The following is a 17,973-nucleotide window of genomic DNA, read 5'->3' on the forward strand; positions in this document are numbered from 1 at the left end:
TAATCTCAGCCCTCTTTGACTATGAATACACTGGCTACTGCAAAAAACTATTGTTCGCTCCTTCTCCTGGCTGGTTTGCAATTTTTCGTTGCTCCTCCTGCAACCGGTTCTCCCCAACCCTATCTTTTCGCTCATCAGGTCAACTTTGGGACCGGGAACAAATATCACCAGGAGCGAGACATCGCTCTTAACGGACCAGGACTTTCCCTCTCATTTAAACGCACTTACAACAGCCAGAGTACAGACTCAGCACTTGTTGGGTACGGCTGGTCTGCAAATATCACCGAACAGCTCGTTATCACCCAGGAAACGCTGCACCTCCGTCAGGCTAACGGGCGGATGGTCTATTTTGCCGACCAGGGAGTCGATACATGGTCAACGGAAAACGGCCAAAAACGAATAGTCACCAGATCGACCGATGGATATGAGCTGCAAGAACCAAATGGTTATCTAAAAAAATATGACAACAGTGGCAAACTGACCAGCGTCACAGATACCAATAAGAACAGCTTAAGCTACTCCTATGCAGACGGAAGAATAGACTCAATCGCCACCAATTTCGGGCAAACGCTCTCCTTTACCTATACCGAAGAAAAACTTAGCGCTGTCCAGACCCCTGCAGGTAAGTTTTCTTATACTTACGATGCCAACGACAACCTTATAATAGTTTCCAAACCTGATGGTTCGTCCATCCAATATCTCTATGATGATCCCAATGATGCACATAATCTGACAGGCCGATTGGATGAAGAAGGCAGAAAAAATTTGACTGTTGCCTATGATGCAGAGGACAGAGTGGTAACCGCTGCCCTTGAGGGTGGACTTAAGGCTGTAAGTATTCACTACAGCACGCCTTGGGAAAGGACAGTAACCGACAGCCTTGGCAATATCACTACCTACGCCTTAAAAGCCCTCAACGGCGAGGTCGTGATTGATCATTTTGAGGGTCCGGGGTGTTCGTCATGCGGGTCAACGGCCGACACGGCGTATACCTTTAATGATCGGTTGCAGATCAGCACGGCAACTGACGCCAATGGCGTCAGTACAGGATACACATATGATGAACAAGGAAATCTGCTTACTAAAACAGTTGCCCAGGGCACCCTGGTAGAACACACAGCAACCCAAACCTATACAGCTGCTAACAAGATCAGCAGTATTTCCGAGCCTTCAGTTGCCAAGCCGGGCGAGCAAAAAACGACATCCTTTGTTTATGACGATCAGCATAACCTGACAAGCAAAACAGAAACCGGCTACTCCGGCTTAACCCTGATTTCAACAACCACTGCCTTTTCTTATAATAATAACGGGCAGCTTATCGCTGTTGATGGGCCAAGAAACGATGTCAATGATACCATCTCCTTGAGTTACCACCCTAATGAGCAAACACAGGGTAACAATCGAGGCCGGTTACACACTGTTACCAATAGCCTGGGGCATACCATAACCTATGACGACTACACCGTATTCGGTAGCCCCACAACGATTACCGATCCTAACGGGATCGTTACCACTCGCACGTATGACATAAACAATCGCCTTCTTGCAGTTAGCGCAAACGGCCTCACTACCAGCTATACCTATGACTCAGCAGGCAATATTACCGCCATCCAACTCCCAGGGAATAGATCCATTGCCTATTCCTACACCTCGTCAGGATTGTTGGAAAACATTATCGATCAATCCGGCAACAGCATCAGTTACGCCTATGATAGCGAAGGGCAAAGGATTGGAGAAGAGATACATGACCCAGATGGGGTGCTCACTAAATATTCGGAATTCGAATACAACGATGCCGGAAAACTCAGCAAAACACTTCTTCCCGGGCCTGCTGAACGATCAGCCGACTATGACATAGCTGGAAATCTCGTAGAAACCATAAACGCCACCGGGCTCCATACGACCATGGAATACGACCCGCTTGGCAGGTTAACAAGACTAGCGGAAGCCGGAAAAAGCACTGGCTATATATATGACCAGGATGACAATCTTACTCAATTCACCGACCCAAAAGGTCACATCACGACCTTTACCTATGATGATTTAGGCAGAAAAACTAGCCGCATAGCCCCCGACACCGGCATTATATATTATAGCTACGACGAAGCAGGCAATTTCATTAGCTCGATTGACGCTTTAGGAAGGAGCATCGAATACACCTATGATAGCTCCAGCAGGTTAACTCAAAGAACGTATGAAGGTATCTTTGAAACATTTATCTACGATACAGCAACTAACGGGATTGGCCGGCTGACAACGGTAACCGATGAACACGGTACCAGAACCCTGCAGTACAACAGCTCTGGCCGACTCACCACGGATTCGCGCTCAATCAACGGTACAGAATCAGCCATCTCTTACCAATGGAGCAATGAAACAGGTGAACTCAACGCCCTCATCTATCCCAGTGGTATGCAGGTTGAATACAATAGAAACAATAACGGCCAAATAGAATCTATTTCAATCGACGGCCAAACTATTATAGATGCCGTAACACACCTCCCATTCGGGCCACTGAAAAGCGCTACCCTGGGATCGACAAATCTTAACCGGAACTTTGACCAGCGCTACAACCTGACATCCATCGCAGCCGGGACCATGCAATACACTTATAGCCGCGATGCAGAAGGACACGTCACAGGCATAGACAATATATCGCCGCCAACAGTTGTTCCAGAGTCAGCAACCTACAACTATGGAGAAGGAACAAACCAAATTAACAGCAAAACAGGAAACGCACCCAAAGCGTACACCCACGATGCGGTCGGCAATATTATTGCAGACGGTACCCTCGACTTTACCTTTGACGCCCTCAACAGACTGACAGAGGTAAAACAAGGCGAAAACATCATCGCCGAGTATGGGTACGACACAGAAAACAGAAGAATTTATAAAATAGCGGATGGCGTAACCACCCATTTCCATTACGATATAAATGGTATGCTCATTGCCGAAACAGATGCTGCCGGCACTCCGTTGCGAGAATACATTTATCTGGACAACGAGCCCATTGCCCTCAATGAGTATGAAAATAATCCAGGTCTATACTATTATCTCAACGACCACCTTGGCACACCACAGCAATTGATTGCTGAGACGGGCTCTATTGTTTGGCGAGCAAAATACCTGCCTTTCGGTAAGGCTCAAGTCTATATCGAGCTAATTACCAACAATATTCATTTCCCCGGCCAGTATTTTGATCGTGAAACAGGGTTGCATTATAATTGGCACAGATTTTATGATCCGAAGACAAGTCGTTACCTTACGGCTGATCCAATTGGGCTTCTTGGTGGGATAGACCTCTATTCTTATGTCCAAAACAATCCAATTAATTACTTTGATCCTGAAGGGTTAGAAATAGGTTATCCAGATACCATTGCGGATATTGATCTTCGGGCTGGAGTGGATGGGTTAGGCGGAGAGTCAATGCTGGACAACTTATCAAAAGGTTCCTCACTTGCGGGATATGCTGCATTACGTTCTGGTTTTAAAAGAGAAGCTGGTTACTTTTTTATGGCAGCAACTGGAGCTGGCCTATTAAAATATGTACTATATAGTAATCGTAAATATAGGGATGCCGCTCAAGAAATTGCAAAGCAAGCTGCAAGTACAAATAACCCTATAGCGGATATGTTTTTTGATGAAATCGTCAAAAAGGCAAATCAATTTGAAGAGGAATGTAAAAAATGAAAACTACAAAAATGCATCTACTTGGCTTTATAATCTTACTGATCTCTTTTGCGATAATGGATTACGGCTACACTCTTCTTAGTATGTTTGCAATGATCATTGGCTTCGCTATTATGCTCAAAGGTTCTTAAACTCTAAAATGTAGAGTAGCAGAGTAAAAACGGGGTCAGACCACTTTAAAAATACAACATGAATAACTACCCTGAAATATACCCGCCGATCCATAAACAGAGTCGATCACTGTAAGGTTTGATATAAGCATGCTGCCTATCGGTTGCTATTTTGCCAAGTTCAATATACTGGGGATGAGGAGTTAACAATTCCATGGTTTCCCCATCAGCATTAGCACGATAACTCGACCATCGATACTCCCCAGGATGTTCTACCATGTCGGCACGAACAAGATTGAGCTCAATGTATCTTTGGCAGGTAAGCAAGTAGTTATCTTCTTGAGCAATACATTACCGAAACCGCCCTTCCCACAGGATCCCTGTTCTTTTATATGTCCGATTGAAATACTGGACATACCGCTGCCCTAGTTTTTTCATCAGCAGAGCAAGAATTAGGGGACACAAGAATTAGGGGACACAAGAATTAGGGGACAAGAATTAGGGGACAGACCACGTTTAACGGTTGTTTTTAAAACCGTTAAACGTGGTCTGTCCCCTAATTCTACCTAAACAATCGCCTTCTTGCAGTGAGCGCAAACGGCCTCACTACCAGCTATACCTATGACTCAGCAGGCAATATTACCGCCATCCAGCTCCCAGGAAATAGATCCATTGCTTATTCCTGTACCTCGTCAGGATTGTTGGAAAACATTATCGATCAATCCGGCAACAGCATCAGTTACACTTATGATAGCGAAGGGCAAAGGATTGGAGAAGATATACATGACCCAGAGGGGGTGCTCACTAAATATTCGGAATTCGAATACAACGATGCAGGAAAACTCAGCAAAACACTTCTTCCCGGGCCTGCTGAACGATCAGCCGACTATGACATAGCTGGAAATCTCGTAGAAACCATAAACGCCACCGGGCTCCATACGAGCATGGAATACGATCCGCTTGGCAGGTTAACAAGACTAGCGGAAGCCGGAAAAAGCAGTGACTATGTATATGACCAGGATGACAATCTTACTCAATTCACCGACCCAAAAGGTCACGTCACGACCTTTACCTATGATGATTTAGGCAGAAAAACTGGCCGCATAGCCCCCGACACCGGAATTATATATTATAGCTACGACGAAGCAGGCAACCTCATTAGCTCGATTGACGCTCTAGGAAGGAGCATCGAATACACCTATGATAGCTCCAGCAGGTTAACTCAAAGAACGTATGAAGGTATCTTTGAAACATTTATCTACGATACAGCAACTAACGGGATTGGCCGGCTGACAACGGTAACCGATGAACACGGTACCAGAACCCTGCAGTACAACAGCTCTGGCCGACTCACCACGGATTCGCGCTCAATCAACGGTACAGAATCAGCCATCTCTTACCAATGGAGCAATGAAACAGGTGAACTCAACGCCCTCATCTATCCCAGTGGTATGCAGGTTGAATACAATAGAAACAATAACGGCCAAACTATTATAGATGCCGTAACACACCTCCCATTCGGGCCACTGAAAAGCGCTACCCTGGGATCGACAAATCTTAACCGGAACTTTGACCAGCGCTACAACCTGACATCCATCGCAGCCGGGACCATGCAATACACTTATAGCCGCGATGCAGAAGGACACGTCACAGGCATAGACAATATATCGCCGCCAACAGTTGTTCCAGAGTCAGCAACCTACAACTATGGAGAAGGAACAAACCAAATTAACAGCAAAACAGGAAACGCACCCAAAGCGTACACCCACGATGCGGTCGGCAATATTATTGCAGACGGTACCCTCGACTTTACCTTTGACGCCCTCAACAGACTGACAGAGGTAAAACAAGGCGAAAACATCATCGCCGAGTATGGGTACGACACAGAAAACAGAAGAATTTATAAAATAGCGGATGGCGTAACCACCCATTTCCATTACGATATAAATGGTATGCTCATTGCCGAAACAGATGCTGCCGGCACTCCGTTGCGAGAATACATTTATCTGGACAACGAGCCCATTGCCCTCAATGAGTATGAAAATAATCCAGGTCTATACTATTATCTCAACGACCACCTTGGCACACCACAGCAATTGATTGCTGAGACGGGCTCTATTGTTTGGCGAGCAGCTTACCTACCTTTTGGACAAGCTCAAGTCAATATAGAGCTTATTACCAACAATATACGTTTTCCTGGCCAATATTTTGATATTGAAACCGGTTTGCATTATAATTGGAATCGGTATTATAGACCGCAAACAGGTTTTTACAATTCCGCTGACCCTATTGGGCTTATGGGTGGAATTAATCTATATACTTATGTACGGAATACCCCAATCAATTTTATAGATCCAGATGGACGTAATCCTGCTGGATTTGCAATAGGTCTTGCGATGGGAGGTATTAGCGGGTTTACATCTGGCATTCAATCTGGAAATATCGGCTCAGGAATAATAGGTGGGGTTGTGGGTGCGACGGTAGGAGGTATTACAGGCTTGGCAATGCCTCAACTTTCCGGAGTCGCAGGTAGTTATGCTGGAGGCGCGTTGGCTGGTGCTGTTTCGGGAATGTATGGAGGTGGCGCGGGTTCTTTTGTAACTTCATTAGCGAATCCCAATAATTCTGCAAATGATATTTTGTATAATACTGGAAAAGGCATGCTTGCTGGAGCAACCTCTGGAGCAGCAGGAGGTCTTTACAAAACAGGAGCACTGTCACTGAGGGTTAACGCTGCTGTAACAGACCTAGGCAGTGGAGCGCTATCTTTTTCTATAGAAAATTGCTTTATACCTGGTAGCCATGAATAAAAAAAACAAATCAAATTGTATTTTTCAACAACCTCATTTTATAGTTTGTATTGTGAACAATTCAATTAAAATCACACTAGCTTTAATATTTATGCTGGTGATAGTTTATTTATTTAACCAAGAAAATATTAGATTTATTGCGATCCCCATATCCTGTACCTTGCTTTGCATATCATGCATAGCACTTGTTTTTATAATGAGAAAATTTGCTCACAAAATTGAAATAAATTTTTCTAGCAAAACTATAAATATATCTATGTTTAGAGCAGACCATGAAGAGATCATCTCGTTTTCTGATTTAAAGGATATAAGAATAGAGAAATTCGGATACATAATTCTTGGGATAAACGGCAACACAGTCTACTACAATGACGCAGGAAATAAAGAGTTAATTTCATGTCTTAATCAAGCTATCATCACCAATACATAGGGCGCATCCCACTTGCGCTTTTGGAATGGAATGAAGAAAACGGGGTCAGACCACTATAGAAACAGGTATTTCAATCCCCTTTTTTGGGCCTACCTGGTAGGCTTCGAGTTACCCGCCTTCCAAGCTTGGATGCGATCTCATCTGCAAATCGATCGTTACCGAGTACAAAATTACCGTTTGTGGCTTTACGTATTTCATCAATTACCACTGGCTCCAACTGATACCGGAACAGTTCTTTATAAGCATGCTGCCTATGGGTTGCTATTTTGCCAAGTGCCATATAATGCGGATGAGGTGTTAACAATTCCATGGTTTTCCCATCAGCATTAGCACGATAACTCGACCATCGATACTCCCCAGGATGCTCTACCGTGTCGGCACGAACAGGATTGGGCTCAATGTATCTTTGGCAGGTAAGCAAGTAGGTATCTTCTTGAGCAATACATGACCGAAACCGCCCTTCCCACAGTATAATTAGGGGACAGACCACGTTTAACGGTTGTTTTTAAAACCGTTAAACGTGGTCTGTCCCCTAATTCTCTACATACAAGTGGGCTCCCGATCATATCACTCCACATACTTCAAGGTAATGTCTTTTCAAAAAAATAATGTAACCACTCACAGGGGTGGTAACGCTTTGCTTTAGTATGCCTAAAACCCGTAACTGCTTACAGGTGCATCATATTTGAACAGGCGCGTTTTTTCACTATGGCCTATCTATGCGGGAAGTCGTGGCCGTCCGAAAATGGAGTACCTGTGAGTAGTTACAAAATAATATCATTTAATAATGAACGAGATAATATTATTGTTATTTTGCAGTGTTGTGTCACAGTTTATAGGAATATTTTCTGTGATAAATAGAATAAAAAAAGGCAAAGGTATCCAGGATATCAAAGCAGAGAATTAGGGGACAAGAATTAGGGGACAGACCACGTTTAACGGTTTTAAAAACAACCGTTAAACGTGGTCTGTCCCCTAATTCTTGGGGCGTCTGGGCATGATAGTCGATCTGCCTCTCGATTAATAAAATTTTTTTTCTTACCCATATTGCTTTAGCGTGATCTCCCCATGAACAAAAATCGATACAGGTATAAAAATGGTATATTTAATATTCACAAAAATTCTTGTTTGATATATATTATCCTTATGAAATTTGAATTTGACACCTATAAAAGTGAGTCCAACAAGGAAAAACACGGGATCGACTTCTTAGAGGCTCAAGCCCTTTGGAATGATCCTGATTTACTTGAGATTCCAGCTAAAAATGTGGATGACGAAAATAGATATCTTTTCATAGGTAAGATTGGGAGAAAACACTGGTCGGCAGTAATAACCTATCGAAATGAGACTGTTAGAATAATTTCTGTAAGACGTTCAAGAAGCAAGGAGGTCTATTATTATGAAAGCTAAAAAATTTGACGAAAAATTTGAATCTGGCGAAGATTTGACCAACGACCTAGATTTTTCAAAAGCTAGAAGAGTGAACCAAGAGCCTAAAAGAGTAAACATCGATTTTCCTACCTGGGTAGTAGAAGACCTTGATAAACACTCAAAACGGCTTGGTATAAGTCGTCAAGCTCTAGTAAAAGTTTGGATAGCTGAGAAACTTAAAGAAGCTGTATAAGTTTAGTAATTGTTAAATGAGGTCAGACCACTTTAGAAACAGGTATTTTAATCTCCTTTTTTTGGCCTACCTGGTAGGCTTCGAGTTACCCGCCTTCCAAGCTTGGATGCGATCTCACCTGCAAATCGATCGTTACCGAGTACAAAATTACCGTTTGTGGCTTTACGTATTTCATCAATTACCCCTGGCTCCAACTGATACCGGAACAGTTCCCTATAAGCATGCTGCCTATCGGTTGCTGTTCTGCCAAGTGCAATATAATGCGGATGAGGTGTTAACAATTCCATGGTTTCCCCATCAGCATTAGCACGATAACTCGACCATCGATACTCCCCAGGATGTTCTACCATGTCGGCACGAACAGGATTGAGCTCAATGTATCTTTGGCAGGTAAGCAAGTAGGTATCTTCTTGAGCAATACATGACCGAAACCGCCCTTCCCACAGTGTCCCTGTTCTTTTATATGTCCGATTGACATACTGAACATACCGCTGCCCTAGTTTTTTCATCAGCAGAGCAGCGCTCTCTTTTTTCTTCGGGGTCAATAAAAGGTGAACATGGTTTGTCATTAAAACAAAGGCATGTATTTCGCATCCAGCCAAAATAGCATACTCCTGCAGCCATTCCAGATAAAATGAATAATCTTCATCTGCATAAAAGATGGCCTGTCGATTGTTACCTCGCTGGATGATATGGAGCGGCACTCCAGCCATTACTATTCGGGGGCGTCTGGGCATGATAGTCGCTCAATTTCTTGGTTAAAGGATTAAATTGTCTTGACCATACCACATTAAACGTGGTCTGTCCCTTATTACGCTCTTAATAATTAATTTGACAAGCCACCCACGTGTACATACAATGTAACCACATTCAAAAGGGAGATAATTATGAAAGCTGCGATTATTAAAATTGGTAATTCTCGGGGAGTTAGAATACCAAAACCTATTCTTGACCAATGTGGTTTTGGCGCGGAAGTTGAGATGGAAATACACAATCAAGAATTGATAATCAGAAGTCCTAAACATCCAAGAAAAAACTGGGCAAAATCATTTCAGGAAATGGCACAAAATGGAGAAGATACCCTTATAGATCCAATTGAAACTGAGTGGGACAATAAGGAGTGGGAATGGTAGTAAACAGATTTGATGTTTATCTCATTAACCTTGACCCTACACTTGGGCATGAAATAAAAAAAACTCGTCCCTGTCTCGTTATTTCCCCTGATGAAATGAATCATCATATTTCCACAGTTATAGTTGCTCCCATGACAACAAAGGGCAGAAAATATCCAAGTAGGATTACTTGTTCATTTCAAGGAAAAAAAGGTCAAATAATACTGGATCAAATACGAACAGTAGATAAAAAAAGGCTTGTTAAGAAACTTGGTACGATAAACAAAAATGCTCAAGAAAAAACACTTCAAACACTGAAAGAAATGTTTGCCGTTTGAAACTAAAATTGAAAATTAGGGGACAGACCACGTTTAACGGTTTTAAAAACAACCGTTAAACGTGGTCTGTCCCCTAATTTTTTACTAGCGTCCCCTTTGGTGATAAAATTCCGGATAAAAAACCAGTTTTTCGGAATTATGGAAAAATCAAAGTCGAGTGTCGCAAATAATCGGTTTGTAAAAATGAATATTAGCTATCTTATGAGCCTCGCAACTGACCTGAATGGTCTCAGAAAGGAGCCTATACTAACTATCTTGGAGCACTTAAAACGTGGTCTGTCCCCTAATTTCCGCTCGGTATAGAACCTGAATTTTGGTTAAACCTCCAAATGAGATTTAACATGAAAATTGTGCAAGAGAAAGCTGGTAAGAAAATTGAAAAAGAAGTGAAGAAATTCCTCCCTCCCAACAATCACGTGAACCCTACATCAGTATAAATAACGAATAAGCAGTAAATAAACCTAAAACGTGGTCTGTCCCCTAATACTAAAAAAAACCGCTAGAAATTCCAGCGGTTTTTTATCTCTATCGAGAAGTATCGAAAAGAAATGCAATTACTTTCTTCTACGACGTGCTACACCAGCAAGCCCAGCAAGACCCGTTCCGAAAAGCAACATGGTGGTTGGTTCTGGGATAGGGGTTATTTGTGTAACCATTAATACCATGTCAGTGTGATCTTTATCCCCACCACCATATAAATCTTCCCATGCCAATACATATTCATCTGTTACCCATTCTCCTGCAGATAAAGGAGGTATTGACACTGTATCACCATTGCCTCCCTCATATGCATACATATGGTCATATCCATCAGTATTTAGAGAAGTATCACTATAATATATAGTATTAGGAGTACTAGGTTCAGCATCTAAATAAAACCCAAACGAATTTCCAGCAAAGTCTATTCCGGTATCAAGAGTACTTCCATTTAACCAAACACTCCCATCAGCGTATATATCGACAACAATTCTATCCTCGGCTCCGTCTAGTCCCGCGAAAAGCTCTACAAAATTAGTTTTATCAGCTGAATCGTAAATACCAAAGGTGTTGCCATCATCATAACCAGCAAGCTCAATAATAATTGTTGCAGCAGAAGAACCACCAGCAGCTATTTGCCAATATGAGTCGTACAAATCATCAACTTCGTCTGTGTATACATTTACACTACTATCACTACCTACTGTTATACCGTCTAAAACATCTTGCAAAGCATCACCGCCTGTTGCAGTACCATCAAACATTGCAGCGAACGCACCAGTCGAAGCCAAGCCAAGGCTCAATGTAGCAGCTATTACGTTTTTTAAAATTTGCTTTTTCATTTTTACTCCTTTATGAAAAATGAATTATTAATTGGAAAGACATTTAGTATGTTAATGCACATAAAGTGCCAATAAAAAATTTTCTATTCTAGCATCATCAGAAGACAGACCACGTTTTCATTATACAACAAAGTCATTAAGAATGACCCTCTCAGCCACCCAACATATACCTCTTAAAAGCCTAATAATTTTTACAAAATCCGCACAAGCTCATTCAGCACGACACTATTAACGCATCAAGAACCACGCAATCGTTGGGCAGCATCTTCCGAGCACAAACAAACAGAATTTAATATAAAAAGACAGGGATATAGAGCACTCCAGTTCAAAGCACTCTATTTTCCTTTCCGGATCCTTCCAGCTCAATTGCAAGTCACATTAGATATCTATTATTTATTTCTGGAAACAGATTACAGCGACACTATTCTCGCCCAGGACTCCTGAATTCCGTAAAACAGTTTTTTTTCCCGGAATTTTATAAAAAATTGCCTTTTTTATCCTTCTATCTTCTATCAATAATCAGTTTTTCTTTTATTCTGCTGACGAATAAAGGAGCGATATTAGGTATAAGGATCAGAAAATTGGCGGTCTATCAAGAGAAAGAGGTGAGCGTATGCCAACTGGCAGAGATAAAAAAATATCATTATGCCAATAGCTACAACTCGGTTGTTTTGGGGGCATCACATTGCGTCTATAATAAACATGAGAGACAATTGAAAATAATATTTTTTCTCAACATATCACCCTCACCAGTGTCGTCGTAATAATACATCCCATTAATCGTTAAAAAAATAAGGGACATCTATATATCTAAAATTGAGGTGAAAAGAGAAAAAATGCGGACAGAATTATTTAGGTATGACTAGTTGCATCATTTCCAAGACAAAGCACCCAAAACCCCACCAAATCAATCCCCCCAAGCAACACCAACCCCACCGACCTCCGGAATTCCGTAAACCCGATTTATTTCCCTGAATTCTCACAAAAAAAGCCCACCTACCTTTCAATCACCTCCCAAAAACCAACTTTACCTCTTCCCGGCAGACCAAGACACTCCTGACAGCGATAGCGGCAATGACATAAACCAAAAAAATGTACGGGATGATAAAAAGTATAAAATCACAGGCAGGAAAAAATCAAAACAGCGCACGTCAGGATAAGGTATGCTAATTTATTTTTCGGGATCCTCCAGAGCAACTCAAAAACACCATCCAAAATCTTCCGAATTTCCGAAAATACGAATTTTAATCCGGAATTTCCCTTGAAAAATACCTAACCTTTTCAAAGACTTTGAAAAGTAGCGTTTCCTTTCCCCTGCTGCTCAAGAAACTCCTGATACAAACTACATGAGGTAAAAAAACGGGAGGTACAATAGGTAGCTAAGTGCTCGGAGGAGGGAAGATACAGACCATCCTGGAAGACAGAGCAACTCTTAGTTGCAACGCTCCAGTACTGACAGCAGGTCGATTCACCAGGGCAAGACTCACCATCAGGTGAAATAACAGGTTGTTTGGCCTTTACTTTTTGCATAGCTTAAGACTAGCAAAAAACATTCCAATCAATCGAACAAAGAGCTTTTTTCGGTGATCTGAAAACCGGAAAACCTACAACCCCTTCTTGATCGACTTAGCAGAGATATTATACCGCTTCATCTTATCATACAGCGCTGTCTTGCCGACCTGGAGCTTATCGGCAGCGATGGCGACATTGCCATTGAACTTACGCAATGCCTGGGTGATGATCTCGCCTTCGAATTCGGAGAGGATGATCTTGAGAGACTCTTCTCCCAATTTATTCTGGATATTGATGTTGCCGTTTTCTTTTTGCTGCTCGCCGAGGTTTTGATCAAAAAAGAGGTCTTTTTCAGTGATCATTTTGCCTTTAGTCATCAGCACCGCGCGCTGAATCAAGTTTTCCAATTCGCGAACATTGCCCGGCCAGTCATGGAGCAGCAAACGATTAATAATCGATTTGGGCACAAAATCGATATCCTTTTTAAACGCTACCCGGTAGTGGTTGACAAAGTGGGAGACGAGTTCAACAATATCTTCTTTACGGTCCCGCAAGGGGGGCATATCTATATTGATAATGTTAAGCCGGTAGTAGAGGTCAAGTCGAAACTGCTTTTCTTTGACCGCTGTTGCTAGATCCACATTGGTGGCGGCAATAACCCGCACATCCACTTTGACCGGTTCTGTTCCGCCAACCCGGACAATTTCTCCATTCTGGAGTACCCGCAGCAAGGAGGCCTGCATCCGGGGACTGATATCCCCTATCTCATCGAGAAAAATGGAACCACCATTAACGACTTCGAACTTTCCCACCTTTCTCGCATTTGCGCCTGTAAAAGCACCTTTTTCATAACCAAACAGGTCTGATTCGAGAATGGAATCATTGATCGCATTACAGTTAATTTTGAGAAAAGGTTTGTCGTCTCGTCCGCTGGTCGCTTTAATCAGGTTGGCGACCAGCTCCTTGCCTGTCCCGGATTCACCCGTGATGAGAATGGTAGCATCCGAACCGGCGACCTGGTGGATCATCTCTCGTAGTTCACGCATCTTACGGCTGGAGCCAATCATCTTATCAGCCTTATGCCGATGTCCCAGCTGGCTCTTCAGGCTGTTTACCTGACGAGACAGCCGCTGCCGCATCTCCTCGCTTTCCTGCAGTTCGGTAATTTTCTGCTGGAGGATATCTTCAATATTGGTATTAAAAAGACGTAACTCCTCTTCCCTCGCCTTTCGCCTGGAGATATCCCGCATCACATACATGGTCAGTCGTTCGCCGGTATAACCGGCAAACGGGACGGAAGAATACTCTACAGGGATATCACCGATCACGGCTTCCTGGGCAACAGTCTGGGGTCGGCCGGCCTCAATGGCCTGTTTTCTTTGAAACCCCACGCCAATCCGGCATAAATCGTCAACAACCTTGGGTGAACACTTCTTGCCGAAATGTTTTTGCGCACTCGGGTTCATGTATTCAACAGAGTGGTGTTCGCTTAGCAGCAAAACCATTTCCGGCATGGCGTCAAGCAGGGAACGCCAGTTTGTGGAGAGGCGATTTACCTCATCTTGGATACTTGTGGATTTCAGGATTGAATTGGTCAAGGCAAACCAGGCTCGTTGCAAGGGGTGAATAATAGATACACATTCACCCTCACGTTAGCACTATTTACAGTAACGCACAATTTTTTTTCCGGTAAATCGAAAAAAAATCAAAAAGCAGATCATATCAACCTAAAAAAACAATAAAAACAATCACTAGGTACTTTTACCTATTTTCCGGAATTATTGTCGCTGCAAGAGCTGCACTAAATTCCGGTGACCAGCCGGATAGGGATACTCTCCAAGCTCTTCAAGCGTTACCCAGTTTGCATCTTTTGCTGCATGCAGCACGGGTTGCACAGGGGTTGGAGGCAACTGGCACCAAAAACTATGCAGAGTAACCCGGTAACGGGTGTAATAGTGAACCACTGATCGAAATGGGACAGGATTTGTTACCTGCCACTCGGTTTCCTCTGCCACTTCCCGAATCACAGCCTGCTCGGGCAATTCGTTTTCCAGAAGACGGCCACCTGGAAATTCCCACAGACCGCCCCAGATGTCATCATCCAGTCGTTGCTGAATAAAAAACAGATTACCTCTGCGCAGTATCCCGCAAGCCATGGTGATATCAATTACTTTTTTCTTTTCCCTGGGGACCGGTCGCCAGTCAACGGTATCGCGTTTATTGGCCAGGCAAAAAGGCTGCACCGGACACTGATCGCAGTTTGGATTTTTGGGTGTGCACACAAGGGCGCCAAACTCCATCAATGCCTGGTTCCAATTTCTGGGATCTTTTCGATAAAGGAGTTCCGCTGCCATGTTTTCCAATGCTTTGCGTGTATCTTTTTGTTTGAGTGGTTGATCTATATCGGCCAGCCGGGAAAACACCCTTTCCACATTTGCATCGAGCAACGGCCATGGTTGGTTAAACCCGATGGACAGAATAGCGGCCGCCGTATACGGTCCAATGCCGGGAAGACTAAGCAACTCTTTATGGGATGCGGGCACATCACCATTATAAACTTCCATTAAAAGCTGTGCGGTTTTTTGAATATTACGCGCTCTTGAATAATAGCCAAGTCCCTCCCAGGCTTTAAGAATATCCAGCTCAGGTGCTGCAGCTACCGCAGCGACAGATGGAAATCGAGCAATCCACCGTAAAAAATAGTCTGCCACTCTCTCCATCTGGGTTTGCTGCCCCATGATTTCTGATATCCACACATGATAGGGGATATACTCTTCTCTCCATGGCAGGCTCCGCTTATGGGTGTGGAACCACTTTAACAATAGATCTTGAAAATTCGACTGCTGTGTTGTGCAAATAAAATTCAATATACCCTCTTCGTCTCGTCTGCCTATACGTATCACCTACCTACACAGGTAGACTTTTTCAACTTCAAGGTCTACAATGAGACCATTCATTAACCGACAGTGCAGCGTTCTCTGTTCCCTTATAGATGAAAGATAAGCGTTTTTTACTTTTTTTCTAACCTTGATGGACTCGTAAAAAGTCCATCACACACTAAAGATGGCTAAGGACAAAAGTTCGATATACAAGGCGCAGTGTTTTTCCCGAGGATTTGACTATACATATGGTATGTCAAGGCCTCGGGAAAAACCTGCAACACCGTAGATCGCACTTTTTACGACGCCATCAACCTTAAAATACGCTATTCATGAACACAGCATATACCAAGAGCAGCCTTCTCTCACTCTTCCTTGTGATGAGTGTGTTTTTTTCGCTTCCCAATCTCGTGTTAGCGCTCACCCCCGACCAGGTGGTTGTGATTGCCAACACCAGAGCCAATGATAGCCTCTCGCTGGCAAAATACTATATGCAGCAACGCGCTATTCCCGCCGAAAACCTCATCAAAATCCGGACAACCTGGAAAGAGAGCTGCAACAGGCAACAATACCAGGAAGACATAGCCGAGCCGGCAAAAAAAGCCGTCCAAAAACTGCAGCAAAACAAACGCATTCGATGCCTGGTAACCATGTACGGCGTACCACTCAAAATACGGGCCCCTGTGCTCGATCTTGATGATGAAGAACAGGTCAAACAACTGAAGAAACAAATACGCCAGGAACAAGAAAAACTCAAGGCAGCGCAAAAAATTGAGCACTCACAACTGAAGAACCTGATCGATTCACTGAAACTGCAAATAAAGCTGCTCCAGCAAACTGACACCAGAGCTGCCGTTGATTCTGAGTTAGCCCTGGTTCTCACAGACACCTACCCGCTCGAAAATTGGCTGCCTAACCCATATTTTTTAGGATTCCAACGACAAAAGACCTTTCTTCAGCGCGATACTGTGCTGATGGTCAGTCGCCTGGACGGCCCAACCCCTGACATTGTTCGCAGAATCATTGATGATTCCATCGCGGTTGAACAAAAAGGCTTGCAGGGCAAAGCCTACTTTGATGCCCGTTGGGCCAGGCCTGATCCCCAAAAAAAGCTCAGCGGCTACGCCCTGTATGATGCTGCCATTCATAAAGCGGCGGAACTGGTCAAGCAAGAGAGAGCGATGGAGGTCCTGCTCAACGACAAAAGCGCTCTTTTCACAGCCGGTGATTGTCCGGAAGCTGCGCTGTACTGCGGCTGGTATAGTTTGTCAAAATATATCGATGCCTTTACCTGGGTGCAGGGCGCTGTGGGATTTCACATTGCCAGTGGCGAATGCGCCACTTTAAAGCAGGAAAAATCACAGGGCTGGTGCAAAAGGATGCTGGAACAAGGCGTGGCAGCGACTATCGGCCCCGTCTACGAGCCCTATGTGCAGGCATTCCCCCTGCCGGATCTTTTTTTTAGCAAACTCACAGAGGGTTATCTCACCCTGGGAGAGACATACCTGATCAGCCTGCCCTTTCTTAGCTGGCAGATGGTCCTGATCGGCGATCCGCTGTATCAGCCATTTTCCCCTGAGATGATTGGCAATTCTCAACCAACTCCCAGTAAAACGGAGAGAAACAGCACACTGTAAGGATAACTATTTACAAGATAAGCGACAAAGGTCGTCAAACGAATGCATTTGTACCTGCTTGCAGAGTGCCTGGAATTTTCGCCAGCAGCCTGATGCCCTGTGAGCAGTTACCTTCAGGAAAAGGAAAAAGGTTGTTTACGACCCTTTAGTCGAATCCAGTTTAGCCCCTTTTGGATGCTGTGCTTGCTGATCAGGTATTGCAGCATTCGTTGTTTACCAGGAAAATCCATAGTACAGAAACCGATCAGAATGGTGAGCAATCCCTGCCCCGGCAAAAAAAGCATCGCTATCCCAGCAGCAACCAACAGCATCCCCAGCGTATTACGCCCGATAAATATAAGGATTGTTAAAGCCGGGTGCGTCTGCCTTTTTACAGCCAACTGCTGCCAGTGGCGCACAAAAAAATCAGCCGGCATACGGTTAATCAGCCAAGGGACGGCAATCAGGCTGCCGATAAATGTAAGCAGTGACACAACCCCCAGCACCTCAAGTAAAAAAACAGTCGTCATATA

Annotated in this window: 14 protein-coding genes; 7 read left to right on the forward strand and 7 right to left on the reverse strand. The window is 43.6% G+C overall.

The annotated features are described in order from the left end of the window. Positions 1-21: 21 nt before the first annotated feature. Entirely contained in the window at positions 22-3,690 is a 3,669-nt protein-coding gene (locus JWH17_RS10005; protein ID WP_205222473.1) for an RHS repeat-associated core domain-containing protein, read from the forward strand. Between the two features lie 197 nt (positions 3,691-3,887). Here JWH17_RS10005 and JWH17_RS24860 read toward each other — a convergent pair whose 3' ends face one another. After that, the gene (locus tag JWH17_RS24860) at positions 3,888-4,127 is read right to left on the reverse strand and encodes a hypothetical protein (protein WP_205222474.1); all 240 of its coding nucleotides are present in this window, start codon (positions 4,125-4,127) and stop codon (positions 3,888-3,890) included. A 260-nt stretch (positions 4,128-4,387) separates the two neighbouring features. Here JWH17_RS24860 and JWH17_RS24615 point away from each other — a divergent pair, with 260 nt between their 5' ends. Continuing rightward, positions 4,388-6,610: an RHS repeat-associated core domain-containing protein gene (locus tag JWH17_RS24615; RefSeq protein ID WP_205222475.1), complete on the forward strand. Its 2,223-nt coding sequence runs from the start codon at positions 4,388-4,390 to the stop codon at positions 6,608-6,610. 500 nt (positions 6,611-7,110) lie between these two features. Here JWH17_RS24615 and JWH17_RS10020 read toward each other — a convergent pair whose 3' ends face one another. Next, positions 7,111-7,461, reverse strand: coding sequence for a hypothetical protein (locus tag JWH17_RS10020; RefSeq protein ID WP_205222476.1), 351 nt, complete (start codon positions 7,459-7,461; stop codon positions 7,111-7,113). A gap of 725 nt (positions 7,462-8,186) precedes the next feature. On the opposite strand from JWH17_RS10020, the gene JWH17_RS10025 reads away from it, so the two are divergent. After that, entirely contained in the window at positions 8,187-8,450 is a 264-nt protein-coding gene (locus tag JWH17_RS10025) for a BrnT family toxin (protein WP_205222537.1), read from the forward strand. Beyond that, complete coding sequence (gene brnA, locus JWH17_RS10030; RefSeq protein ID WP_205222477.1) at positions 8,440-8,664, forward strand: type II toxin-antitoxin system BrnA family antitoxin; 225 nt, start codon at positions 8,440-8,442, stop codon at positions 8,662-8,664. The genes JWH17_RS10025 and brnA overlap by 11 nt, the downstream gene beginning before the upstream one ends. A gap of 47 nt (positions 8,665-8,711) precedes the next feature. Here the strand turns inward: brnA and JWH17_RS10035 are convergent, their stop codons facing one another. Beyond that, positions 8,712-9,401 (reverse strand): transposase, encoded by a 690-nt coding sequence (locus JWH17_RS10035; protein ID WP_205222478.1) that lies wholly within the window; start codon positions 9,399-9,401, stop codon positions 8,712-8,714. A gap of 150 nt (positions 9,402-9,551) precedes the next feature. Between JWH17_RS10035 and JWH17_RS10040 the strand changes: the two genes are divergently transcribed. Then, on the forward strand, positions 9,552-9,797 hold the full coding sequence (locus tag JWH17_RS10040; protein ID WP_205222479.1) for an AbrB/MazE/SpoVT family DNA-binding domain-containing protein: 246 nt from the start codon (positions 9,552-9,554) through the stop codon (positions 9,795-9,797). Continuing rightward, a complete protein-coding gene (locus tag JWH17_RS10045; protein ID WP_205222480.1) occupies positions 9,791-10,114 on the forward strand; it encodes a type II toxin-antitoxin system PemK/MazF family toxin in 324 nt (107 codons plus the stop codon). Before JWH17_RS10040 ends, JWH17_RS10045 begins: the two co-directional genes overlap by 7 nt. A gap of 554 nt (positions 10,115-10,668) precedes the next feature. Here the strand turns inward: JWH17_RS10045 and JWH17_RS10050 are convergent. The 3 genes from JWH17_RS10050 to mutY all read right to left on the reverse strand — a co-directional run bounded on the left by JWH17_RS10050 (position 10,669) and on the right by mutY (position 15,848). After that, positions 10,669-11,433: a DUF4114 domain-containing protein gene (locus tag JWH17_RS10050; protein WP_205222481.1), complete on the reverse strand. Its 765-nt coding sequence runs from the start codon at positions 11,431-11,433 to the stop codon at positions 10,669-10,671. A gap of 1,604 nt (positions 11,434-13,037) precedes the next feature. Then, positions 13,038-14,543 carry a sigma-54 interaction domain-containing protein gene (locus JWH17_RS10055; protein WP_205222482.1) on the reverse strand — a complete coding sequence of 502 codons (1,506 nt, stop codon included), beginning with the start codon at positions 14,541-14,543 and terminating at the stop codon, positions 13,038-13,040. A 180-nt stretch (positions 14,544-14,723) separates the two neighbouring features. Beyond that, positions 14,724-15,848: an A/G-specific adenine glycosylase gene (gene mutY / locus JWH17_RS10060; RefSeq protein ID WP_332468401.1), complete on the reverse strand. Its 1,125-nt coding sequence runs from the start codon at positions 15,846-15,848 to the stop codon at positions 14,724-14,726. A 308-nt stretch (positions 15,849-16,156) separates the two neighbouring features. On the opposite strand from mutY, the gene JWH17_RS10065 reads away from it, so the two are divergent. Continuing rightward, positions 16,157-17,461 (forward strand): TIGR03790 family protein, encoded by a 1,305-nt coding sequence (locus tag JWH17_RS10065; RefSeq protein ID WP_205222483.1) that lies wholly within the window; start codon positions 16,157-16,159, stop codon positions 17,459-17,461. 113 nt (positions 17,462-17,574) lie between these two features. Here the strand turns inward: JWH17_RS10065 and JWH17_RS10070 are convergent, their stop codons facing one another. Next, positions 17,575-17,970: a PGPGW domain-containing protein gene (locus JWH17_RS10070; protein WP_205222484.1), complete on the reverse strand. Its 396-nt coding sequence runs from the start codon at positions 17,968-17,970 to the stop codon at positions 17,575-17,577. Between the last annotated feature and the right edge of the window lie 3 nt (positions 17,971-17,973).

Origin of the sequence: Desulfogranum marinum, from assembly GCF_016918565.1 — a bacterium.
GTDB lineage: Bacteria > Desulfobacterota > Desulfobulbia > Desulfobulbales > Desulfobulbaceae > Desulfogranum > Desulfogranum marinum.